Below are 21,089 nucleotides of genomic sequence, written 5' to 3'. Positions count from 1 at the left end.
CCCTGTAGCCATTCGCGGGGCGAGCCCGCTCCCACCACAAGGGAATGCCCATATGCAACTGGACGATCTCAGTCGCCGCCTGATCGAGCGCTACCAACATCAACTGCCAATCTGTACCGACCCCTGGCAAGCCATGGCAGATGAGCTGGGCTGCAGCGCAGCCGAGGTACTGGACTGTCTGCGCCAGCTGGATGAGCAGGGCGCGCTGTCGCGCGTGGGCCCGGTGTTCGAGCACAGCCGCGCCGGCGCCAGCACCCTGGTGGCGCTGGCGGTGCCGGAATCCCGGCTGGAGCAGGTGGCCGAGCTGGTCAACCGCTACCCCGAGGTCAATCATAACTACCTGCGCGAGCACGATTACAACCTGTGGTTCGTCCTCACCGGCCCGGACCGCCAGTCCCTGGAGCGTTGCCTGGAGGATATCCAGCAGACCACCGGACTCGCTCCGCTCGACCTGCCCATGCGCCGCGCCTATCGCATCGACCTGGGCTTTTCCCTGGAGGCCACCCCATGAACGGGCTCGACCCCCGACAACGTACCGCACTGCGACAGCAGCTGGAAAATGGCCTGCCGCTGACCGCCCGACCCTGGCAGACCCTGGCCGAACAGCTCGGCAGCAGCGAAGCCGCCGTACTCGAACAGGCCCGGCAATGGAACGACGAAGGATTGTTCCGCCGCTTCGGCCTGGTGGTGCATCACCGCAACCTGGGCTTTTGCGCCAATGCCATGCTGGTGCTGGACATTCCCGACCATCAGGTCGATGCCATCGGCGAACGGCTGGGCCGCGCCGATGGCGTCAACCTCTGCTATCAGCGCCCCCGCCGGCTGCCACACTGGCCGTTCAACCTGTTCTGCATGGTGCATGGCCGTGAGCGGGCCGCGGTGCAGGCGTATATCGCCGAACTGCTGGCCCGGCATGGGCTGGATCAAATGCCGCACCGGTTGCTGTTCAGCACCCGCGCCTTCAAGCAGCGGGGCGGGCGATTTACCCCGAGCCTGCCGCAGGAGACCGCCCATGGATGATCTGGACCGGCGCCTGATCAATCGTCTGCAACACGGCCTGCCGCTGGTACCACAGCCCTGGCAAGCTCTGGCCAATGAGCTGAATAGCCAACCGCAGCTGCTGCGCCAGCGGGTCCAGGCGCTGCTGGATAACGGCACCCTGACCCGCTTCGGGCCGATGTTCGATATCGAGCGCGTCGGCGGCGCCTTCACCCTGGCGGCCCTCGCCGTGCCCGAGGAACGCTTCGATACGGTGGCAGAGCAACTGCACGCCATGCCGGAAGTGGCCCACAACTACCGGCGTGGGCATGCCTGGAACATGTGGTTCGTGCTGGCCTGCGCCACCCCGGACGGCATCAGCGCCAGCATTGCGCATATCGAACAGCTGACCGGCCTGCCGGTGCTCAACCTGCCCAAGGAGGAGACCTACCATGTCGGCCTGCACCTGCCCGTCTGACCCCGACCTGACCCGCCGCCTGATCGACCTGACCCAGGCCGGCCTGCCGCTGGTGGATGATCCCTGGGCCTGGATTGCCGAACGCCTGGGCATCAGCAGCAAGCAGGCGCTGCAACTGCTACAGCAGCTGCAGCGCGACGGCGCCATCCGCCGTATCGCCGCTGTACCCAACCATTACCGCCTCGGCTACCGCCACAACGGCATGACCGTCTGGGACGTGGAAGATGCGCGCATGGATCAGCTTGGTCCGCTGGTCGGCGCCCAGCCCTTTGTCAGCCACTGCTACCGACGCCCCCGCCGGGACGGCTGGCGCTACAACCTGTTTGCCATGGTGCATGGGCGCAGCGCCGAGGACATCGACCGTGACCGCCAGCGCATCCGTCAGCTGCTGGGCGATGCCTGCCGCGCCGACGACATGCTGGTCAGCAGCCGCATCCTGAAAAAGACCGGACTGCGACTGAACCGCCCCGCCCCCACCGACCGCGCCCAGGCGCCGTCACAGGAGAGTTCTTCATGCTCAGAATAAGCCATTACCTACGCGCCCTGGCCAATCCGAGCCTGCGCGTCCTCGGCGCCCGCGGCACGCCCGGCACCCGCCCGCCGGTAGTCATCTGGAATCTGCTGCGGCGCTGCAACCTGACCTGCAAGCACTGCTACGCCACCTCCGCCGACAGCGAATTCCGCGACGAGCTGGATACCACCGGGGCCCTGCGGGTGATCGATGATCTGCATGCCGCTGGCGTGCGCGTGCTGATCCTGTCCGGTGGCGAGCCGCTGCTGCGCGACGACATTTTCCAGCTGTCGGATTACGCCCGGGACAAGGGCTTTTTCGTCGCCCTGTCGACCAATGGCACACTGATTACCGAAGCCAATATCGGGCAGATCGTCGCGGCTCGCTACGATTACGTCGGCATCAGCATTGATGGTCTGCAGGCGGTGCACGACGAGTGGCGCCAGCTCAAGGGCAGCTTTGCCGCCTCCATGCACGCCATCGACCTGTGCCGCCAGCATGACCTCCGCGTGGGCCTGCGCACCACGCTGACCCAGCACAACTACCCGCAGCTGCCGGCGCTGCTGGAACTGATGCGCGAGCATGACGTACAGAAGTTCTATCTGTCACACCTGAACTACAGCGGTCGCGGCAAACGCAGCCGCAAGGCCGATGCCCATCACGCGATGACCCGCGACGTGCTCAACCAACTGTTCGAGCAGGCCTGGACTGATGTACAGCAGGGCCGCGATACCGACTTCGTCACGGGCAATAACGACGCTGATGCCATCTTGCTGTTGCAGTGGGCGCAGCGGCGCATCCCCGAACATGCCCCGCGGCTGGAGCAGATGTTGCGCGCCTGGGGCGGCAATGCCTCCGGCAGCGGCATCGCCAATATCGACAACATCGGCAATGTGCACCCGGACACCTACTGGTGGCAGCACACCGTCGGCAATATCCGCCAGCGCAGCTTCAAGGATATCTGGCTGGGCAACCCCGACCCGCTGCTGTTGCAACTGCGCCAGCACCCGCGTGCCGTGGGCGGACGATGCGGCCAGTGCCAGTGGCTGCCGATCTGCAATGGCAATACCCGGACCCGCGCCTGGGCTACCGGCGACCTCTGGGGCGAGGACCCGGGTTGCTACCTGACCGACAGCGAAATCGGCCTGTCGGATAGCCAATTCATTCCCTGCCAAGTGGTGTATGAACATGCATGACCTAGCTGACGGCTCGACAACCGGCATGCACCCGGATTGCTTTCCTGCGGCATTGCGCGCCACCTTCGCTCCCGGCGAAGTGGCCCTGGTCGGCGCCGGTCCGGGCGATCCCGGGCTGCTGACCCTGCGCGCCTGGAGCCTGCTGCAGCAGGCCGATGTGGTGGTCTATGACCGGCTGGTAAGCCCGGCACTGCTGGCGCTGCTGCCAGCCGGGTGTGCTCGCCGCTTCGTCGGCAAGACCAGCGGTTACCACAGCTTGCCGCAGGAGCAGATCAACCAGCTGCTGGTCGATCTGGCCCTGCAGGACCAACGCGTGGTGCGGCTCAAGGGTGGCGACCCCTTCATCTTCGGCCGCGGCGCCGAGGAGCTGGAATTCCTGCTGGCGCGGGGTATCGACTGCCAGGTGGTACCCGGCATCACCGCCGCCTCCGGCTGCAGCACCTACGCCGGCATCCCGCTGACCCACCGCGACCTGGCCCAATCCTGCCAGTTCATCACCGGCCATCTGCAGCAGGACGGCGCCCTCAACCTGCCCTGGCAAAGCCTGGCCAACGGCGGTCAGACGCTGGTGTTCTATATGGGTTTGGCCAGTCTGGGCGCCATTTCCCGGGAGCTGATCAATGCCGGCCTGCCCGCCGATACCCCTGCGGCGCTGATCGGGAACGGCACCCGGGATGACCAGCAGGTGGTACGCGGTAGCCTGCAGCAACTGGAGCAATTGGCCCAGGAGCATCACCTCAGCGCACCGACGCTGACCGTCATCGGCCAGGTGGTCGGGCTGTTCGCCGACCAGCAGTTGACCCACCCAGCACGGCTTCGCGCCCAACCGGTACTGGCCGAACGGGGGGCTGTGGCATGCGGCTGATCTCCACCCTGCTATTCAGCATGACCCTGCCGGTAGCAGCCCTGGCCGATGCTTCCAGCGTCCCCGATGTCGCCATGCTGTATCAGACCCAGTGCCAGAGCTGCCATGGCGTCAATCGGCTCGGCGGCACCGGCCCCGCACTGCTGCCCGAGAGTCTCGGCCGCATCAAGCCCGAGGAGGTGCGCAAGGTCATCCAGGACGGCCGACCGGCCAGTCAGATGGCAGCCTTCGGCACGCTGCTCAACGGCGAAGACATCGACGCCCTGGTCAGTTACCTGTACACCCCGGCCGAGGTGCCGCCCACTTGGCAGGACGCCGATATCCGTGCCAGTCACCGCTTGTTCGCTGATCCCGGGCAACTGCCGGACAGCCCGCAACATACCGCTGATCCGCTCAATCTGTTCGTCGTGGTCGAGGCTGGCAATCATCATGTGCGCATCCTAGACGGCGATAGTTTCGAGGAACTGACACGGTTTCAGTCGCACTTTGCCCTGCATGGCGGGCCGAAGTTCTCGCCGGATGGGCGCTTCGTCTACTTCGCCTCGCGGGATGGCTGGATCAGCAAGTACGACCTGCACAACCTGACCATGATCGCCGAGGTGCGCGCCGGGCTGAATACCCGCAACCTGGCGGTCAGCAATGATGGTCGCTGGGTGCTGGTCGGCAATTACCTGCCGGGCAACCTGGTGGTGCTGGATGCCCGCGACCTGTCCCTGGTCAAACCCATTCCCACGGTCGGCAGCGACGGTACGCCCTCGCGGGTCAGCGCCGTCTACACCGCGCCCCAGCGCGACAGCTTCGTGGTTGCGCTGAAGGATGTGCAGGAAGTCTGGGAACTGTCCTATGCGGGGCAGCCGGACTTCGCCCCACGACGGATCATTGCCGCGGATTATCTCGACGACTTCTCCTTCACCCCGGATTACCGCTACCTGCTGGCCACCTCGCGCAAGGCCAAAGGCGGTCAGGTGATCGACCTGGATACCGGCAAGGCGCTGACGGATATTCCGCTGCCGGGCATGCCGCACCTGGGCTCAGGCATCTACTGGCAGCGCGACGGCAAATGGGTCTTCGCCACGCCCAACATCAGCCAGGGACTGATCTCGGTACTGGACCTGGACACCTGGGAGTTGATCAAGGAGATCCCCACCGAAGGCCCGGGCTTCTTCATGCGCAGCCATGAGAACTCACCCTACGCCTGGACCGACGTGTTCTTCGGGCCAAACAACGACGCCATCCACCTGATCGACAAACAGACCCTGGAAGTCGCCCACACCCTGCGCCCGGTTCCGGGCAAGAACGCCGCCCACGTGGAATTCACCCGCGACGGCCGACACCTGCTGTTGAGCATCTGGGACGAGGACGGTGCGCTGCTGGTACTCGACAGCGAGACCTTGGAGGAAGTGAAGCGCATCCCGATGAACAAACCGTCGGGCAAGTACAACGTGGGTAACAAGATTGGTTTTGTGGAGGGAACGTCGCATTGAGTGAGAGGGTGCGCGCTCCGTCCCCAAGCAGTCTCAACTCAGAAACGCTCGAAGATGACCCATGAATACCTCCGGCTGATGGTGGTGCAGGTTATGCCCGGCCTGCTCCACGATTATCACCTGAGCCTGGGCAAAGTGTTTGACGCGGCCATCCTGCTCAGGATTGGACGCCCAGCTCTCGGCGCCGTACATCAGCAACACCGGGCAGGTGATCGCTTGCCATAAATCGCTGGGTTCCACCGAGGCCACCTCGGCGGCGCCCGTGCCGCGAATAAGATGGTCGTACTTCCAGCGCCATTGTCCATCCTCGGTCGGGCGCATGCCGTGTTCGCAGACATACTCGGCCAGCTGCCGACTGAGCAGCGGATCATGCTCCAGCAGACGCTGTACCGCTGCGGTCACGCTGGGATAACGGCTCGGCCCCCGCTGATCCAGTTCCCGCACCTTGTCCACCCATTCACGCAACTGTTCGCGACGTGGTTTGGCGTCGCGCCTGGCGCGCGCCTGCGGCGAAAAGCCCAGGCCTTCGATCACGCACAACCGGCTGACCCGCTCCGGGAACAGCGCGGTGTAATGGGTGGCGATATTGCCGCCCAGCGAATGGGCCACCAGCGTTACCGGGCGCTCACCCAGTTCGTCCACCAGCGCGGCGAGGTCCGGCACCATGTCGACAATCCCATAGGCTCCGCCGCTGCTCCAACCGCTGTCACCGTGGCCGCGCAGATCCGGCACCACCACATGCCAGTCGGCACGCAACTGGCTCGCCAGTTGATCCCATACCCGCGCATGCTCCAGGCCGCCATGCACCAGAATGAGTAACGGCGCATCACTGTTGCCCCAGTCCAGGTAATGCAGGCGCAGCCCGCGGGAATGATAAAAACGGCTCTGCGGGCCGGTCTGTGCCACCTTGTGCATTCACATGACCTCTCAATGATGTTGGCTGCAGTATAAACACCGGGCCGGCAACCACCGCAGATGATGCGCTATCGGCGCCAGTGATGAAGTAAACTGCACAACAGCCGGTAGCCCACCTACCGGGTCTGGCCAGACATGGCCGTTTCCCGATGAGAAAACCATTATGCAGAAGATCAGCTACATCACCTTATCCCTGGCCCTGGGTCTGACCAGCGCAATCGGCACTGCCCAGGCCTTCAGCCTCAACGACGCAGCCAAACTGACCGGGGCGGTCGCCGCACCCAACTCCACCGCTGCCCAATCCGCCGAGCTGGTGGGCAAACTGACCGAGCTGAACGTCAGCTCCGAACAGGCAGTAGGTGGCACCAGCGCGCTGCTGGGTCTGGCCAAGAACCAGCTGGCCGGTGAAGACTACAGCCAGCTGATAGGCAACGTTCCGGCCCTGGCCAACCTGACCGGTGGTGGTCTGGGAGGTCAGGTTGGCAAGGTCAGCGGTCTGCTGGGCAAGTCCAATCCGCTGGACAGCAGCGCTCAGAATAACCTGCAAAATCTGGGTGATGTGGGTAACGCCTTTTCGGCATTGGGCATGGATAGCGGCATGGTCGGCCAATTCGCCCCGGTACTGCTGCAGTTCATTGGCAACCAGGGTGTCGGCCAGCCGCTACTGGGTACCCTGACCAACCTGTGGACAGGTCAGCCAGCCGGCCTCTGAGATGGCCCATCCGACGCGCAGCTGCTGCGCGCCGGATAATCCCGGGATCAGCCCATCTGATGTTCGGGAAAGAACCGTTTCAATTGTTCGACAAGATGTTCGTAATGAATGGGCTTGGGTAGGAAGTCAGCCGCACCGTTGCGGAACAGGGTGATGACATCATCCATATCCGCATGGCCCGACGTAATGATGATCGGAATGCGGTGCCCTTCGGTGTACCGCTCATTGAGTATCTGCAACAGGCGCAAGCCGCTCTGGTCCGGCATACGCAAGTCGGAGATGATCAACGCGATATCCGGGTTCCTGTCCAGCTCAATCAAGGCCAGCTTGGCGTTAGAGGCACAGCGACAGACGAAGCCGAGGAGCATCATCGATTCCTGCAGTTCCACCAGAATATCTTCATCGTCATCTATCAATAGAATCTTGTTCACCAGGCGCTCGCTACTTGAAAATGAATGAGTAAAAGTGACTTGCAGGCACAGTGGTTCTCAAGCAGATCCCGCAGTATCGCTTTGTAAAGTGACCACCCTGCGAACAGCCTCAGGTTTCAAGCTGCAGCGCATCAGGTCTGTCCTATTGGCAGGGTTATCAAGAACCGCGCGCCCTGATGATGATTTTCGACACTCAGCTCGCCTCCCATCTGGGTAATGATGCCGTAGCTGACAGAGAGTCCCAGACCAGTTCCTTCACCTACCGGTTTAGTCGTGACGAAAGGTTCAAATATCCGGGTCAGCTGGCCTGGACCTATACCATCGCCATTATCTTCAACCGTGATGGAGACTCTGCCTTTTGTCTCCCAACAACAAATTTTGACCCAGGGCTTATGCTCCGGTTCCCGGGCCGCACGCTGGCTGACAGCATATTGGGCATTCAACAGCAGGTTGATCAGAACCTGCTCCAGCCGATCATGGTGCCCGGTGACCTCGGACACCGGTAATAGCTCCATCTTCAGCTCGATGCCCTTCTGTTCCATGCCCTCACTGGTCAACGCAACGGACTCCACCACGGCTTTGCATGGATCGAACAGAACCCCCCGGCTCTCCGAGCGGCGACCAAAAATACGCACATGATCGACGATCCGCGATGCCCGGCTGACCTGGCTCTCCAATCTCGTCAGCTTTTCCTGTAGATAGTCGGTACTCAGATCATCCTTGGCCAGGCGCTTGACCAGATTGGTCAGCGCCATACGCATGACCGTCAGTGGCTGGTTCATTTCATGCGCCAGCCCCGTGGCCATTTCGCCCAACGTGGCCATTTTTGCGCCCTGATACAGTTGCTCACGGGCATCATGTATTTCGGTATCGTCACGACCGACCGCTTGCACCTCAATCAGTTGGCCACTGTCGTCAAACATCCCTCGCGCCGTCCAGACCCACCAGGCCCGGCGATTACCCGGCAGGTGCAGCAGGAGTTCGCGGTTGCCCACCGGCGTATTCGGCGTCATTCTGGCCATCCATCGCAAGACCTCTTCACGGTCTTGCGGAGCAAGAAACTGCCCCAGATTGGTCAGTCCGGACCGCGTACCCTCTAACCCGAGGGCCGCAACCATGGGTTTATTGGCAAAGGTAAGCGTCAGGTCGGGCAGATAGCGACAGATAATGGCGGGAGAGTCCTCAACCAGAATTCGATAACGCTCTTCACTCTTGCGTACCGATTCCGAGGCTTCGGTCGCTTCCGTCACGTCCATCAGCAGCCCCACCACTTCAGTCGGCATTCCCCGCTCATCGCGTAGCAGCTTGGCTTCATCCAGCACCCAGTGAAAGGCACCATGACAATCGCGCACTCGATAACGGCTGCTGGTATAGCCTGTCTGCAGCAGCGCCTTGGTGCGCTCGTAGTAGAGCTGGCGATCTTCCGGATGCAGAAAGCTGGAAAAGCTGTTGTGTTGCCAGTCGCTCAGCGTCCAGCCCAGCAGCTGATACAAACTGGCACTGCAGAACTCGAAGGCCAGCGCCCCATCGATATAGCTCTGAACGAAGACCACCGCCGGCGCGTTATCCAGCAGCCCCTCCAGGCGGGCCCGGGCGGCTGCGGTCTGGGCTTCCTGTCGCCGCAGGTCGCTGATGTCCATGATATAGCCGACCACCTTCGGAGTCTTACGGCCCACCACCTCCCCACTCAGCCGGTACCAATGGCGGCCATCCCGAACCTGCAGGCAGATCGATTCACTGGCGCCTTCCCCTCTCATTAGCAGTTCCCGCAGGCGGTCGAGGACCTGCTCCCGATCAACCGGGTCGAATATCACCAGCGACTCCTCCAGACCGAGATCACCCTCTGCGCTCAATTCTAAGCCCATGGTATCGGCGAGGTTCGGCGCCATGCTGACCCGTTGGGTATCAGAGTCGTACTCCCACCAGCCAATATCCATCACCCGCTGCAGCACGCTATTGCGCCGCAGGCTCTGTTGCACCTGCAGATAGCGCACCCCGGAACTCAAGGGTGCCGCGAACAACATCAACATACCGACCCAATCGGCCTCGCTGAAGAAAGGCGCCTGACGCTGGCTATCGACGCCCGCCACCACCAGCCACACCCGCACACCATCATGCTCCCGATAGGGCACCAACCAGGCCGACTCGTGACTTACGCGGCAGTGCCAGGTCTGTGGCACCGATTTGTCGGTATCCAGCAGCAACTGGTGCAGATCGGTGGAGTGCCAGGAGAACGGCGGCGCATCCGGCAAGCTGGCATGGGCATACAATGACCAGCCGCGAGGGCCTGGCAACAGCAGCCCAAGCCACGGAATCTGCAAGCGCAAGCGCAGCCCTTCCAGCCATTCCACCGTCAGGCCCTGCATTCGCTCGGGCTCTGCTTCGCGCATCCGCAAAGCCTGGTGCACTGAGTAATCAAGTATCTGGCGTCGGCGCTCCTCCAGCTGCAGACGCAGCACCATTGCAGTGTTATCCAGCAGAAACAGCAACCAGCCATCGCCTTGGGGCAGAAGGCCACCCTGGAAATACAGCAGCTGCCCCCGGCGACCATGCAGCACGATGGAGGACAGCTGCGCAGGCCAGGTATCCGGTGGGCCATATATCTCAGCGGATGGTTGAGCCAGATAAGTGCTCAGGGGAACACCTGAAGGCACCTCGTCAGGAAACAATCGGCGCAGCTCGGCACTGGCGTCCAGGATCCAGCCCTGGTGATCCAACTGAAGGTAATAGCCCTTGCCCTGCACCACATCCGCAACCGCAACCTGGTCGGGAAACCGAGTTTGTTTATCGAGGGACCGGAACCAGTTCATACTTCATACTCCTGTGCCAAATTCGCAGGTTGCAGGGAAAACAGCCCGGTCACAATACATGAGTAGACGCCCTGTATTCCGCTTACCAGAGCGGCTTGGCTAAGCTGCTATCATGGCTGACCAAGAACAATGCAATGGATCAAGACTGTGGAACCCTCCATTACCTGCCTGGCCCCAGCCAGCCTGCTCATCTGGGGTATGTGCTGCGCGATACAGGACGCCCGGCAACGCCGCATCAGTAACGTATTGACGCTCGGTTGCGGCGCCGTGGCCGTAGCCTTTCTGGTATGGACCGGACACAGCCTCACCGGTGTTACGTCCGGCACCGTCATGCTCGGCCTGCTGTTGGCCCTGTTGCTCAGCCTGCCGGGCTATATCGGTGGCAGAATGGGCGCCGGCGATGTCAAACTGCTCGCGGCACTGGCATTGGCCAGTAGCCCTCTTCACGTCCTGGGGACAATCGCCGGTGCGTCAGTCGCCATGCTGGCATGGGCGCTTGGCGGCCCGATCATCTGGCGGCGATTGCCACCCTCCAGCCAAGACCATCTGGCCATGATGGATCCGGCCAACCGCAACCGCCTTCCCTATGCGCCGTTCCTCTTCTGCGGTCTACTGGCGAGCATCCTCTGGCTGCACTGACTGCAGCGGCGCTGAGCCCTGATCAGCGCTCGAAGCTACCACCGTCGTCCTCACCGAAATATTCCGGTATCGGATGGCTGTAGCTGTCCAGCAGGCGTTGCATGCTCAGTTCACGTTCTGCAGGGGTCGCCGTCTGTACGCGCTGACGGGCGGCGGCGTTGCCTTCGCGCTGCACTTGCAGCCACATCTCGGTCTGCGTCTCGGGACGCTCCGCCACCAACGGCGGCGCAGCATCGCCGGCGACCAGGGTGCAGGAAGTAACCGCCAGCGCCAGACCAGCCAGTATCCGGGTATACATAGTCATCTCATTCTTCATCGGGTAGGCACTCCATGACCGCCAACCCGGGCGTACTCGCGCCCGTTGATCGGCATACCAGGGGGCGGGCGCTAGCGGAGGGCTTCTGCTCTCCGCTGCGAATCTGGCGCGCAGCGCCATCGAGCGGAGCAGCTTCTTCCAAGGCCCAGGCGCGAGCGGCAACCGACAACGGTATCGGCGTCACCGACCGTGCCGAAGCTGCAGCGACATCACGAACCGGAACCGGGGCTCGCGCAGTGACCGGCGTTGGCGCAGGAGCCGGGGCAGCGACCGGGACTCGAGTCGTCGCGGGCACAGCGGCAGGCGCTCTGGCGGCTGAGCGCACAGGCGCGGCTGCCGGCGCTGCCAGTGAAGCCACCGCCGCCGCAGTTCCCGCCGGCTCCGGAGTAGCCAATGGCTGTACGGCCACCGCTGGCGTCGGCGCACTGGTCTCTTTGCTACGCATGTCCTGGGCACGCTGCTCGGCACGCTTGAAATCATCACTGCTCAGTCCCTTGGCGCTGACCAGCTCCCGAGCGCCCTGCCAGTCGCCCTGGTAGATCAGCAAAGCCAGCAAGTTCTGTGGCGCGCGCCTGGAATTCTCGTTCAGCTCCATGGCGGTGAGCAGCTCGAAGCGTGCCTCGGACAACCGCCGCTGGTTCATGTACACCACGCCCAGATCATTGCGGATCGATTCATTGGCTGGCGACAGGCTGGCAGCGTTACGCAAGTAGCCCTGAGCCTCGGTGTAACGGCCCCGAGCGGCCTCGATCTGCCCAAGCCCATGGTTGGCATCCGCCATCAGACAGCTGTTCAGCAAGCTGCCGTACAGTGTTTCAGCCTCATTGCCATGGCCCAGCACGCGCAGCAGACGGGCCTTGCTCAGGCGCACCTGGGGCACGTCACTGGGCAATCGCTCAAGGTTGGCCAGCGCCGCATGCCGGCGCCCGGCACTGGCCATTTCCTGGGATAGCCCCAGCACCAGTTCCTGATCAGCGGTCAGGGGCTCACAGCTCCTGGGCGCGCTCGCGTCCTTTTGCACCAGCCAGGGTGATTCGCTCACCGAGTTACTGGCGCACCCGGCCAGGCTTCCAGCCAGTAGCAGCATCGCAGTGACTCGCTTCATCCCATATCCCCCAACGCCTGAATAATTGCCACGAAGCCCGGCCCCGCCAAGACGATCAGCAGCGCCGGGAACAGAAACAGCATCATCACCACGGACATCTTTGCCGACATCTTGGAAACCCGTTCCTGCAAGGTGGTCATGCGCCGATCGTCCAGTAGCTCCTTCAACGACAACAGTGACGCCATGGCGCCACCGCCCTGATAGATCAACTGCTCGAGAATGGCGAAGCAGTCGGTCATGTCGTCCACCTGCATCAGGAATGCTACCTGCCGCAGCTCCTGTCCCAGTTCCAGGCCGGCATCCACTCGACCCAGAACCTGGCGCAACTCCACCGCCATCTCCGGCAGAATTTCCGCACCTTCTTGGGCCAGCACGCGCAATGCCTGCTCCACAGTCATGCCCACTTCGAACAGCATGCGCAGCATGGGAATCATCAGCGACACTTCCTGCGCCAGACGCTCCTGGCGCTGGCGTACCTGCGCTGCCAGCACCCGCTTGGGAATCAGATAGCCAATCGCAAAAGCGATGAACAGGGCCAGCCAGGGCATCGCTGGCGGCTCATCCAGCCGCGATTGCAACAACAGTGTCAGCAGTGTCAGACCCACCGGCAGAGCGAGCTGGATGGCGAAGAACAGGGCGCGCCGCCGGCTGCTGCGCCATCCCAGTCGAGCCAGCAGGACCAGGGTCTCGGGGTCGGATTTGCCCAGGCGCGCGGCCCACTTGCGCTCGCCCACGTGCCCCAGCGCCGAGCCGCCCCGATGGGCTCCCAGGCGGGCCATCATCTGCCGCTCCGCCAGGTGCTCGCGCACGCCGAAAAACAGCAGCAAACCGCCAGCCAGCAATAGCAATAATGCACTGAGCCAAAGCGGATTCATCCAATGCTCCTCATCATGCGCCACAGCAGGTAGCAGCCAATCACCTGCATCAACAGCGCCACCATCAGCACCAGCCGCCCGCCGGATTGCTCCCACATGTTCAGCAGCATCTGCGGGTTACTGAGAAAGATGTACCCGCCCATGGCCACCGGCAGCCCGCCGAGGACCAAGGCACTGATCCGCGTCTCGCCGGTAAGCGCCCGCAGCTGACGGGCCGCCCGGTCGCGGTCGCGGATCATACCGATGAGGTTGCCCAGCAGTTCGCTGGCATTACCGCCATAGCGCTGGTTTACCGCCACGCCCATGGCCAGAATGTGAAATTCCTCCCGCTCGAACAGTTCGGCAAACTCTTCCGTCGCCTCGGCCAGCGGCATGCCGCGCTGCACCGCACTGCGCGTGCGGGCCATGGCGCCGTGCAAGGGTTCCTGGCAGTTCTCCATGCTCAGCAACATGCCATCACCCAGGGTTCTGCCCGACTTCAGGCTGCGTATCACGTGATCGAGAAACTGCGGCATCTGGCTGATCATTCGCTGCAGGCGCCGGTTGTATTGCCATACCATGTACAACCGCAACAGCACGGGCGGCAGCAGCAGAACGATCAGCAGCATCAACCAGCCGCCAGCCATTAAGGCGAGCAGAATCGCCAACACCCAGACCATCAAGACCAACACCGCCAGCCACGACGGCATATGCAAACCGGACCGCAGCAGGTCACGTTGCAACCGGCTCAGCTTCATCCGCTGGGGCGCCGTCTGCGGCTCGGCCAGACGTTCGACCAATTGCTCCGAGCGCGCCTCGCGCAGACTGCGGCGCAGCAGCAGCACAGCGCCCAATAGCATGAGCAGACAGAGCAACAGCGCGATATTCATCGCCTTGGCATTCCTGGCTGGCTGATATCGGGGCGCAGTTTCTCCCCGGCCGGATTCAGGGCTTCGCGGACAAAACCACCATGTATGCCCTGCTCCAGACGAAACAGCGTGTTGGTCACATATTGGGAGTCGCGCAGGCTGACCACTTCGAGCACCTCGGCCACGCAGCGCCGGCCATCACTGGTGCGGGTCAGCTGCACCACCACGTCGATTGCCGAGCAGATGGTCTGGCGCAGGGTGCGGTCATGCACCTGGATACCCGACAGACCTACCAGAGTTTCGAGGCGCAGCAGCGCGTCCTGGGCATTGTTGGCGTGCACTGTAGTCATCGAACCATCGTGGCCGGTGTTCATCGCCGTCAGCACATCCAGCACCTCGATACCGCGAATCTCCCCCAGCACGATGCGGTCCGGGCGCATCCGCAGGGCGTTGCGCACCAACTCCCGCGCCGTCACTTCGCCGTGCCCATCGGCATTCGGCGGGCGGGTTTCCAGGCGTACCACGTGGTCGTGCTTGAGCTGCAGCTCAGCGGTATCTTCGATGGTGACGATCCGCTCACGCGGACTGATCATCTGACTGAGCATGTTCAGCAGAGTGGTCTTGCCGGTCCCGGTACCGCCACTGACCAGCACGTTGCAGCGCTTTTTCACCATCAGTTGGAAGAAATCGAGAATCGCCTGGTCCAGCGAGCGTGAGGCCAGCATATCGGTGCTTTTCAGCATGTCGCGGGAGAATTTGCGCACCGACAGACAGGGCCCGTCCAGGGCAACAGGGGGGATGATGGCATTGACCCGGCTGCCATCGGGCATGCGCGCATCCACCATGGGCGAGGACTCATCCAGGCGCCGGCCCAGCGGGGCCAGAATGCGCTGGATGACTCGCAGCAGATGGTGATCATCCATAAAGCGCAGGTCGCTATGGTGCAGCACGCCATTGCGCTCGACGAAGATCCGCTGCGGTCCATTGACCAGGATTTCGGTGACCGTCCGATCGCGCAGCAGTATTTCCAGAGGCCCGAAACCAACCAGTTCATCCACCAGTTCCTCGGTCAGCCGGTCTGCTTCATAGCGGGACACGGCGAACTGGGAACGGCGGGTGTAGTCCGCCACCTTGGCGGCGACGAACCGCACCAGCGCCTGTCGGGGACCGTCCAGCAAATTGTCTGCTTCGTCTTCCAGCTCATCGATGATAAAGCGGTGCAGCTGCGCCTTCAGCTCCGCTACCCCCGGCCCGAGACCGGTGTGCATTTGACTGTTCATTTGACCAATCCGACGAGGCGCTGCACCAGGCCCGGCGCGGGCGCGTTGGCGTCGGGTGTCAGCTGCGCGACCAGTTCGCCAAGGGAGCGGGTAAGCGGATCGCGCGGCGCCAGCTGAAACAGGTTGATGCGTTGATTGCGGGCCTTCAAGCGCAGCTCGGCGCTGGCCGGCAGCGCTGCCAGCACCGGCATCTCGAAGGTCCGGCCAAGGGCCTTGGCGTCCGGAGCCACGTTGCTGAAGTGACGGTCGATCAGCAATCGGGCGTGGTCCAGCTTGACTCCATCGTTACGCCACTTGAGCAGCAGATCCAGATTGCGGCGACAGCAGGACACACTCGGGTCGACATACCAGCACAACTGGTTGGCCTGCCCCAGGAAATTACGCAGTACCTCGCTATCCGGCTGGCCCGTCAGATTGACCAGAACCTGGTCGAAGTTCTGCCGCAATGCGGCGGTCAGCAGAAACAGTTCCGATGAGCTGTACAGGCTGATCTGTCCATCCGTGCCGCCCGACGGCAAGACCCGCAGCCCACTGTCATGTTCGACAAAGGCACTATCGATCAGGCTGCGGTCGATCCGCCGCAGATTGCGTACCGCGTCGGAGAAGACAAAGCTGGGCTCAAGCGCCAATACATCCAGACTTTCGCCAACCGGCACACCCAGATCCACCAGCAGGGTTCGCTGACCGCTTTTTTGCATGGTCAGCGCCATGTGTGCCGCAATCAATCCCGCATCGGCATCTGGTTGGTTGCCGAATAGCAAGGTCAGGTTGCCCTGTTGCTTGCGTGCCGGCAGCGCCGGCAGGCGCTCGGTGATACGCCGCACCAGACCCAGCACCTCACTGCCGCGCAAGCCCTGGGTAACAAAGTCCCGCGCTCCGGCACGCATGGATGCGATTACCAGATCATTGTCGAAGCCATCGCCGAGGACCATCACCGCCAACAGCGGCCGGGCCTCCAGCAGGCTTTCTATCAGCGCGCACTGGGCCGACAGGTTCTCCCGATCCACACCGACGAACACCAGCGTGGCACCCGTGGCATCGATCAGTCCGAATAGCTCGTCCAGGCTCTGGCTGGTGCGAAGCACCTGTCCCATGGGTGCCAGGGCGGTCTGCAGCCAGGAGAGATCAGCCTCCAGCTCGGTGCAAGCCAGAAAGGTCTGTGTCATTGCAGCGCTCCTCACCAGGAAAGGCCATTGTTACGGTCGAAATCGCCGTTCTCGAACAGCAGCATTTCCAGCACCGAGGGGTCATAGTTACGCAGCTGCTCGCCCGGTAGCGCCGGTAGCTGCGCATCCGCCGCCAGCGGGTTGACCAGCCGTGGGGTAACGATCATCAACAGTTCCTTATCCTCGCGCTGCATGCCGGAGTTGCGGAAGAAGGCTCCCAGGATCGGGATATCCCCCAGGCCCGGCAGCTTATCCACTGCCGAGCGGCTGCTGCTGTTGATCAGGCCACTGATGACAAAGCTCTCGCCATCGGCCAATGAGATGCTGGTATCGGTACGCCGTATATTCAGCGCCGGCACCTGGATGCCGGCAATCACCACACCCGCGTTGTAATCCAGCTCGCTGACCTCCGGCGCTACTTTCAGATGAATGCGGTTGCGATCAATCACCGTGGGCGTCAGGTTCAGGCGGATGCCGTATTCCTTGTATTCGATCGACAGTGAATCGCTGCCACTGCTGGGGATCGGCACCGGAAATTCGCCCCCGGCCAGGAAACTGGCGCTCTGGCCGCTCAGCGCCACCAGGCTGGGGCGCGATAGAGTGTAGGCAAAGCCGCTGTTCTCCAACGCGTTCAGCGCGCCGAGAAATTTGCTGCTGCCACCACCCCAGACAATATTGAATCCATCCCCCGACAGCGGCACCTGCGCCCCCGGCGTCACCCCGCTGACCCCTCCCACCGGCACACTTTCCACCAGACTGCTACCCGGCGAGCCAAACAGAAAGTTGTTCGACGCAGTACCGAAAATCCGAATCCCCACTTCCTTGAGCTTGGTGCGGTTGACCTCGACAAAGCGGATATCGGTCTGTACCTGGCTGGGCAGCGGTGCCTCCGCGCTATCGGCCAGCAGCGGTCGGGCCAGTGCTGCGGTGGCTTCCCCCTCGACAAACAGCATGCTCTGCTGCGGCGTGCTGGCGCAGCGCGTCCACAGGCTGACGGTAGTGACCCCCGGTCCCTTGCCCAGCAGCAGCACGCTGTCGCGGTTCAGCAACCTGGCCTCCCCCACCTCCGGGTTGCCCACCGCAATGCGCGTCACCGGCACCGGCAACTGCAACTGCTGGTGCTGGCCCTGGCGTACTTCCAGCGTACTTGGCCACTGCGCCAGAGCGGCGCAGCCAGTGGCCGCCTGAGCCAGCGCCAGCGGGCTGGCCAGCCCGGTAACCAGCGCGCCCAGGGCGAGCAAAATACGTTGGGGATTCTTGATCAGCATGGTCTGCATCCTTGACTCGCTCAGGGGTATTGGCGGGAAACATCGCTACCGTGATAGACCGGAATCCCGGCCGGACGCGCCGGTGCCAGCCCCGGCTGCGGACGCTTGACCTGGCGCAGGGCCAGCTTCTCGAATTGGAATAGTTGGCGGTTCAGTTCTTCGACCTGGTCTTCCAGCGCCGTGCCGGCCTGGTATCCGGCCAGCAGCTTCTCGTCGATACTGCGCACCGCCAGACGCAGCTTGCCGACCTCGCTGGCCAGCATGAAGCGGGTGGTCAGTGCCGCCGGCAGCGCCAACACCGCCGTGCGCGCCTGCTCAACCCGGCGGTTGGCACGGCTGTCCTGCTCCTCGGCAGATGCCGGTGCCATCAGCGGCTCGCCAGTGCGATCCGCCCCCAGCGCGCTACCCACGCTCAGCACCCGCAGTGCCGGCACCACCACCTGCACGGTGCGATCACTATTGCGCTCGTCATCACGCAGGAACAGCAGCACATCCACGTAGTCACCGGGCTGGATATGCCCGCCGCCACTGATCACCTCATCCACCTGGATGGCCAGCGCCCGCTCTTCCGGGCGGATCATCCGCGCCAGTGGACCGCCGGTTTCGAAGCTCGATTCATTCAGTACGGTGCCGGCCGGCAGATCGCGCCACACCACCCGCCCCAGCAGCGGCTCGCTCTCGGTAAAGCTGCCCGGCGGGGCCACGCGTAGCTCCTCGATCAACAGATCCTCGGCACTGATCTCACTCATCGCCGCCACCGCCTGCGCCAGCACCACCACCGGCACCCGCTCCTCTTGCTCACGCGCCGGCAGGCTGGGCAGTTCGACGCTCGGCGCGGCAACCGCAGGTGCTGGCTCCGCAACCGCCTCGACCACCTGCGGCTGGCGGCTCAATGACAGCCCCCAATACCCCGCGATGACCGCTCCGACCAGCAGCAAGCCCGCCAATACCATGGTTACACGACTGTTCATTGCGGCACGCTCCTTGGTAGCCATGGCAGGAAATCAGCTGGCCCAACCTACTCGACCCGGCAAAAGCCGGGCACTTATGAGCATGGATTCTAGTCAGACAGCAGCGCGATATCCTATTGCCATATAGTGCTAGTACTAATTGCATAATTACTTTTGCGGCATTAGCCGCTAGGCTTGCGCTACATGTACCTCCCTGTCCGCATGACTGTGGATAACTACCTGCACCGGGCACCGGTAAGGACGTAAACAATGAACACCAAGTTGATTATGTTGATGGAATCACTGCGCTCTTTTATCAAGCGTGAGGATGGGGCTTCGGCGATTGAGTATGCGTTGATTGCGGGTTTGATTGCGGTGGCGATTATTACAGCTGTCACGCTGGTTGGTACTGATATAACCGCCGTTTTCAATAACATTGCAGCGGAGTTGAAAAAAGTTGGCGGTAGTACTGGCGGTGGCTGAATAAAGTTTAAACTCAATACTCCCGGTTAACCGGAAGCCCTGCATGTTGGCACTGGCCACAGTGCCAACATCGTCTATATTGCTTCCCTCCTTCCGCCTGCTGATCGGTTTGCCGCGTCATAGGTACCGATGGGCCGCAGCCCGACGGGCCACCCATACGAAACGGATATTCAGAGGTCGCTCGGTGAAAAACAACCAGCCCATCACCCAACATGAAATCACCTTCCCCGCCAGCCAGCGGTTAATCTCCGCCACCAATGCCAAGGGCGTGATCGCCTACTGCAATGACGAGTTCGTTGCGGTCAGTGGTTTTGACCGTGAGCAGTTGATCGGCAGCCCGCACAATATCGTCCGCCACCCGGATATGCCCGAGGCAGTGTTCGCGCATATGTGGTCGTACCTGAAAAGCGGCAAGAGCTGGATGGGCATCATCAAGAACCGCTGCCATAACGGTGACTATTACTGGGTCAATGCCTACGTCACGCCGATTCTGGAGAATGGCAAGATCACCGGTTACGAATCGGTGCGAGTCAAGCCGGAGCCGGAGCAGGTGCGCCGCGCCGCAGCGCTGTACCAACGCATGCGCAATGGTCAGCGCCAGCCGGCTGCCGGGCAGTCACTGGTCAACCTGGCAACCCAGCTGGCCCCGCCACTGGTCGCCACCGGCATTGCCGCAGTGGCTCTGCACAATGGCCAGTACTGGCTCAGCCTCGGCACCAGTGCGCTGCTGCTGTTCGGCCTGCAGGCACTCGCCCTGCACCGCCAGCGGCGTACCTTCAGCAGCCTGCACGCCACCGCCGGCGACAGCTTCGACAGCGAGCTGATCGCCCTGACCTACAGTGATGCCCCGGCCCCGATTGCCCGCCTGCAATTGGCCATGATCAGCGAACAGGCGCGTATCCGCACTGCGCTGAGCCGCCTCAATGATTTCGCCATCCGCACCTCGGAGCTGGCGTCCACCAGCGGGCAGTTGGCCGAGCAATCCGCCCAGGCACTGCGCAAGCAGCGTGATGAGGCCGACATGGCAGCTACCGCGATGAACCAGATGGCGGTGTCGATCACCGAAGTGACCCGCCATATCCAGGACACCGCCAGCGCCGCCCAGCAGGTCAACGGCCTCAGTCAGACCGGTTCGCAGCAGGCGCAGAAAACCCGCCAGGTCATCGAGCGGCTGGCTGATACGGTAAGCAATATCAGTCATTCAGTGAACAGCCTCGCGGCGGAAGCCCAGTCGATCCAGACGGCCGCCGACATGATCCGCGCCATCGCCGAACAGACCAACCTGTTGGCTCTCAATGCTGCTATCGAGGCGGCACGCGCCGGGGATCAGGGCCGTGGTTTTGCGGTAGTCGCCGATGAAGTCCGCGCGCTGGCCGGCAAGACCCAGGTATCCACCGAGCAGATCCAGCGCATCATTGGCTCTCTGCAACAAGTCGCCACCGAAGCGGTAGAGATCGCCCTCCAGGGCAGCCAGGAAGCCCAGACCGGAGTACAGCAGGTGGTGGAAACCCAAGAGGCGCTGGATGGCATCACCCAGGCCATCGCCCAGATCCATGTCATGGGTGAGCAGATGGCAGCGGCCTCCAACCAGCAGGCTGACGTTGCCGAGGATATCTCACGGCAGATTACCAACATCGCCAGCGTCTCCGACCAGAACGCCGAACTGGCGCAACGCTCAGCTCAGACCGGCAGGGACATGGAAACCACCGCCCAGGCATTGCATACGCTGGTGGAACGCTTCAACCGCTAACGGTAACAGGGTTCAGCCGCACAGCATTA

At 62.7% G+C, this 21,089-nt stretch carries 22 protein-coding genes; 11 read left to right on the top strand and 11 right to left on the bottom strand.

Annotated elements, in window-relative coordinates; translation table 11 throughout:
* Positions 1–52: 52 nt before the first annotated feature.
* The 7 genes from QAO71_RS00610 to QAO71_RS00580 are packed head-to-tail and all read left to right on the top strand — an operon-like array spanning position 53 to position 5,512.
* On the top strand, positions 53–511 hold the full coding sequence (locus QAO71_RS00610; RefSeq protein ID WP_136868503.1) for an Lrp/AsnC family transcriptional regulator: 459 nt from the start codon (positions 53–55) through the stop codon (positions 509–511).
* Complete coding sequence (locus tag QAO71_RS00605) at positions 508–1,020, top strand: AsnC family protein (RefSeq protein WP_280165016.1); 513 nt, start codon at positions 508–510, stop codon at positions 1,018–1,020. Before QAO71_RS00610 ends, QAO71_RS00605 begins: the two co-directional genes overlap by 4 nt.
* A complete protein-coding gene (locus QAO71_RS00600) occupies positions 1,013–1,456 on the top strand; it encodes an AsnC family transcriptional regulator (protein ID WP_280165015.1) in 444 nt (147 codons plus the stop codon). Before QAO71_RS00605 ends, QAO71_RS00600 begins: the two co-directional genes overlap by 8 nt.
* Positions 1,431–1,982 (top strand): nitrite reductase, encoded by a 552-nt coding sequence (locus QAO71_RS00595; RefSeq protein WP_280165014.1) that lies wholly within the window; start codon positions 1,431–1,433, stop codon positions 1,980–1,982. Before QAO71_RS00600 ends, QAO71_RS00595 begins: the two co-directional genes overlap by 26 nt.
* Positions 1,970–3,163 carry a heme d1 biosynthesis radical SAM protein NirJ gene (gene nirJ / locus QAO71_RS00590; RefSeq protein ID WP_280165013.1) on the top strand — a complete coding sequence of 398 codons (1,194 nt, stop codon included), beginning with the start codon at positions 1,970–1,972 and terminating at the stop codon, positions 3,161–3,163. Before QAO71_RS00595 ends, nirJ begins: the two co-directional genes overlap by 13 nt.
* A gap of 25 nt (positions 3,164–3,188) precedes the next feature.
* On the top strand, positions 3,189–4,028 hold the full coding sequence (cobA, locus tag QAO71_RS00585; RefSeq protein WP_036991486.1) for a uroporphyrinogen-III C-methyltransferase: 840 nt from the start codon (positions 3,189–3,191) through the stop codon (positions 4,026–4,028).
* Positions 4,019–5,512: a nitrite reductase gene (locus QAO71_RS00580; protein ID WP_074779115.1), complete on the top strand. Its 1,494-nt coding sequence runs from the start codon at positions 4,019–4,021 to the stop codon at positions 5,510–5,512. Before cobA ends, QAO71_RS00580 begins: the two co-directional genes overlap by 10 nt.
* A 33-nt stretch (positions 5,513–5,545) precedes the next feature.
* Here QAO71_RS00580 and QAO71_RS00575 read toward each other — a convergent pair whose 3' ends face one another.
* Positions 5,546–6,427, bottom strand: coding sequence for an alpha/beta hydrolase (locus QAO71_RS00575; RefSeq protein ID WP_074779113.1), 882 nt, complete (start codon positions 6,425–6,427; stop codon positions 5,546–5,548).
* A 163-nt stretch (positions 6,428–6,590) separates the two neighbouring features.
* Here QAO71_RS00575 and QAO71_RS00570 point away from each other — a divergent pair, with 163 nt between their 5' ends.
* Positions 6,591–7,139 carry a DUF2780 domain-containing protein gene (locus QAO71_RS00570; RefSeq protein ID WP_074779111.1) on the top strand — a complete coding sequence of 183 codons (549 nt, stop codon included), beginning with the start codon at positions 6,591–6,593 and terminating at the stop codon, positions 7,137–7,139.
* A gap of 47 nt (positions 7,140–7,186) precedes the next feature.
* On the opposite strand, the gene QAO71_RS00565 is transcribed toward QAO71_RS00570, so the two are convergent.
* Complete coding sequence (locus tag QAO71_RS00565) at positions 7,187–7,570, bottom strand: response regulator (RefSeq protein WP_235818252.1); 384 nt, start codon at positions 7,568–7,570, stop codon at positions 7,187–7,189.
* A 131-nt stretch (positions 7,571–7,701) separates the two neighbouring features.
* A complete protein-coding gene (locus QAO71_RS00560; protein ID WP_280165012.1) occupies positions 7,702–10,380 on the bottom strand; it encodes an ATP-binding protein in 2,679 nt (892 codons plus the stop codon).
* Positions 10,381–10,527: 147 nt separating this feature from the next.
* Between QAO71_RS00560 and QAO71_RS00555 the strand changes: the two genes are divergently transcribed.
* Positions 10,528–11,019 (top strand): prepilin peptidase, encoded by a 492-nt coding sequence (locus QAO71_RS00555; protein ID WP_280165011.1) that lies wholly within the window; start codon positions 10,528–10,530, stop codon positions 11,017–11,019.
* A gap of 22 nt (positions 11,020–11,041) precedes the next feature.
* On the opposite strand, the gene QAO71_RS00550 is transcribed toward QAO71_RS00555, so the two are convergent.
* The 8 genes from QAO71_RS00550 to cpaB are packed head-to-tail and all read right to left on the bottom strand — an operon-like array spanning position 11,042 to position 18,848.
* Positions 11,042–11,323, bottom strand: coding sequence for a DUF3613 domain-containing protein (locus QAO71_RS00550; RefSeq protein ID WP_036991490.1), 282 nt, complete (start codon positions 11,321–11,323; stop codon positions 11,042–11,044).
* Between the two features lies 1 nt (position 11,324).
* Positions 11,325–12,440 (bottom strand): tetratricopeptide repeat protein, encoded by a 1,116-nt coding sequence (locus QAO71_RS00545; RefSeq protein ID WP_280165010.1) that lies wholly within the window; start codon positions 12,438–12,440, stop codon positions 11,325–11,327.
* Positions 12,437–13,315: a type II secretion system F family protein gene (locus QAO71_RS00540; RefSeq protein WP_280165009.1), complete on the bottom strand. Its 879-nt coding sequence runs from the start codon at positions 13,313–13,315 to the stop codon at positions 12,437–12,439. Before QAO71_RS00540 ends, QAO71_RS00545 begins: the two co-directional genes overlap by 4 nt.
* The gene (locus QAO71_RS00535; RefSeq protein WP_280165008.1) at positions 13,312–14,184 is read right to left on the bottom strand and encodes a type II secretion system F family protein; all 873 of its coding nucleotides are present in this window, start codon (positions 14,182–14,184) and stop codon (positions 13,312–13,314) included. Before QAO71_RS00535 ends, QAO71_RS00540 begins: the two co-directional genes overlap by 4 nt.
* Positions 14,181–15,443, bottom strand: a complete 1,263-nt coding sequence (locus QAO71_RS00530) for a CpaF family protein (protein ID WP_036991494.1) — start codon at positions 15,441–15,443, stop codon at positions 14,181–14,183. The genes QAO71_RS00535 and QAO71_RS00530 overlap by 4 nt, the downstream gene beginning before the upstream one ends.
* The gene (locus tag QAO71_RS00525; protein WP_280165007.1) at positions 15,440–16,609 is read right to left on the bottom strand and encodes a pilus assembly protein; all 1,170 of its coding nucleotides are present in this window, start codon (positions 16,607–16,609) and stop codon (positions 15,440–15,442) included. Before QAO71_RS00525 ends, QAO71_RS00530 begins: the two co-directional genes overlap by 4 nt.
* Before the next feature lie 11 nt (positions 16,610–16,620).
* Positions 16,621–17,877 carry a type II and III secretion system protein family protein gene (locus QAO71_RS00520; protein ID WP_280165006.1) on the bottom strand — a complete coding sequence of 419 codons (1,257 nt, stop codon included), beginning with the start codon at positions 17,875–17,877 and terminating at the stop codon, positions 16,621–16,623.
* Positions 17,878–17,897: 20 nt separating this feature from the next.
* Positions 17,898–18,848: a Flp pilus assembly protein CpaB gene (gene cpaB / locus QAO71_RS00515; protein WP_280165005.1), complete on the bottom strand. Its 951-nt coding sequence runs from the start codon at positions 18,846–18,848 to the stop codon at positions 17,898–17,900.
* 249 nt (positions 18,849–19,097) lie between these two features.
* Here cpaB and QAO71_RS00510 point away from each other — a divergent pair, with 249 nt between their 5' ends.
* Positions 19,098–19,310 carry a Flp family type IVb pilin gene (locus QAO71_RS00510; RefSeq protein WP_280165004.1) on the top strand — a complete coding sequence of 71 codons (213 nt, stop codon included), beginning with the start codon at positions 19,098–19,100 and terminating at the stop codon, positions 19,308–19,310.
* A gap of 184 nt (positions 19,311–19,494) precedes the next feature.
* Positions 19,495–21,060 carry a PAS domain-containing methyl-accepting chemotaxis protein gene (locus QAO71_RS00505; protein ID WP_280165003.1) on the top strand — a complete coding sequence of 522 codons (1,566 nt, stop codon included), beginning with the start codon at positions 19,495–19,497 and terminating at the stop codon, positions 21,058–21,060.
* Positions 21,061–21,089: the final 29 nt, after the last annotated feature.

The sequence above is a fragment of the Halopseudomonas sp. SMJS2 genome, from assembly GCF_029866945.1.
Taxonomy (GTDB): Bacteria; Pseudomonadota; Gammaproteobacteria; order Pseudomonadales; family Pseudomonadaceae; genus Halopseudomonas; species Halopseudomonas bauzanensis.
Note: the sequence above shows the minus strand (reverse complement) of the source record. Positions and strands in the feature narration are given on the sequence as shown.

Excerpts from the sequence above, each read along its gene's own strand:
- QAO71_RS00540 (WP_280165009.1), bottom strand. The coding sequence starts at position 13,315 with ATGAATCCGCTTTGGCTCAGTGCATTATTGCTATTGCTGGCTGGCGGT.
- QAO71_RS00510 (WP_280165004.1), top strand. The coding sequence starts at position 19,098 with ATGAACACCAAGTTGATTATGTTGATGGAATCACTGCGCTCTTTTATC.
- QAO71_RS00600 (WP_280165015.1), top strand. The coding sequence starts at position 1,013 with ATGGATGATCTGGACCGGCGCCTGATCAATCGTCTGCAACACGGCCTG.
- QAO71_RS00580 (WP_074779115.1), top strand. The coding sequence starts at position 4,019 with ATGCGGCTGATCTCCACCCTGCTATTCAGCATGACCCTGCCGGTAGCA.
- QAO71_RS00535 (WP_280165008.1), bottom strand. The coding sequence starts at position 14,184 with ATGAATATCGCGCTGTTGCTCTGTCTGCTCATGCTATTGGGCGCTGTG.
- QAO71_RS00595 (WP_280165014.1), top strand. The coding sequence starts at position 1,431 with ATGTCGGCCTGCACCTGCCCGTCTGACCCCGACCTGACCCGCCGCCTG.
- cpaB (WP_280165005.1), bottom strand. The coding sequence starts at position 18,848 with ATGAACAGTCGTGTAACCATGGTATTGGCGGGCTTGCTGCTGGTCGGA.
- QAO71_RS00560 (WP_280165012.1), bottom strand. The coding sequence starts at position 10,380 with ATGAACTGGTTCCGGTCCCTCGATAAACAAACTCGGTTTCCCGACCAG.
- QAO71_RS00525 (WP_280165007.1), bottom strand. The coding sequence starts at position 16,609 with ATGACACAGACCTTTCTGGCTTGCACCGAGCTGGAGGCTGATCTCTCC.
- QAO71_RS00550 (WP_036991490.1), bottom strand. The coding sequence starts at position 11,323 with ATGACTATGTATACCCGGATACTGGCTGGTCTGGCGCTGGCGGTTACT.
- QAO71_RS00545 (WP_280165010.1), bottom strand. The coding sequence starts at position 12,440 with ATGAAGCGAGTCACTGCGATGCTGCTACTGGCTGGAAGCCTGGCCGGG.
- QAO71_RS00610 (WP_136868503.1), top strand. The coding sequence starts at position 53 with ATGCAACTGGACGATCTCAGTCGCCGCCTGATCGAGCGCTACCAACAT.
- QAO71_RS00570 (WP_074779111.1), top strand. The coding sequence starts at position 6,591 with ATGCAGAAGATCAGCTACATCACCTTATCCCTGGCCCTGGGTCTGACC.
- QAO71_RS00575 (WP_074779113.1), bottom strand. The coding sequence starts at position 6,427 with ATGCACAAGGTGGCACAGACCGGCCCGCAGAGCCGTTTTTATCATTCC.
- cobA (WP_036991486.1), top strand. The coding sequence starts at position 3,189 with ATGCACCCGGATTGCTTTCCTGCGGCATTGCGCGCCACCTTCGCTCCC.
- QAO71_RS00605 (WP_280165016.1), top strand. The coding sequence starts at position 508 with ATGAACGGGCTCGACCCCCGACAACGTACCGCACTGCGACAGCAGCTG.
- QAO71_RS00530 (WP_036991494.1), bottom strand. The coding sequence starts at position 15,443 with ATGAACAGTCAAATGCACACCGGTCTCGGGCCGGGGGTAGCGGAGCTG.
- nirJ (WP_280165013.1), top strand. The coding sequence starts at position 1,970 with ATGCTCAGAATAAGCCATTACCTACGCGCCCTGGCCAATCCGAGCCTG.
- QAO71_RS00520 (WP_280165006.1), bottom strand. The coding sequence starts at position 17,877 with ATGCTGATCAAGAATCCCCAACGTATTTTGCTCGCCCTGGGCGCGCTG.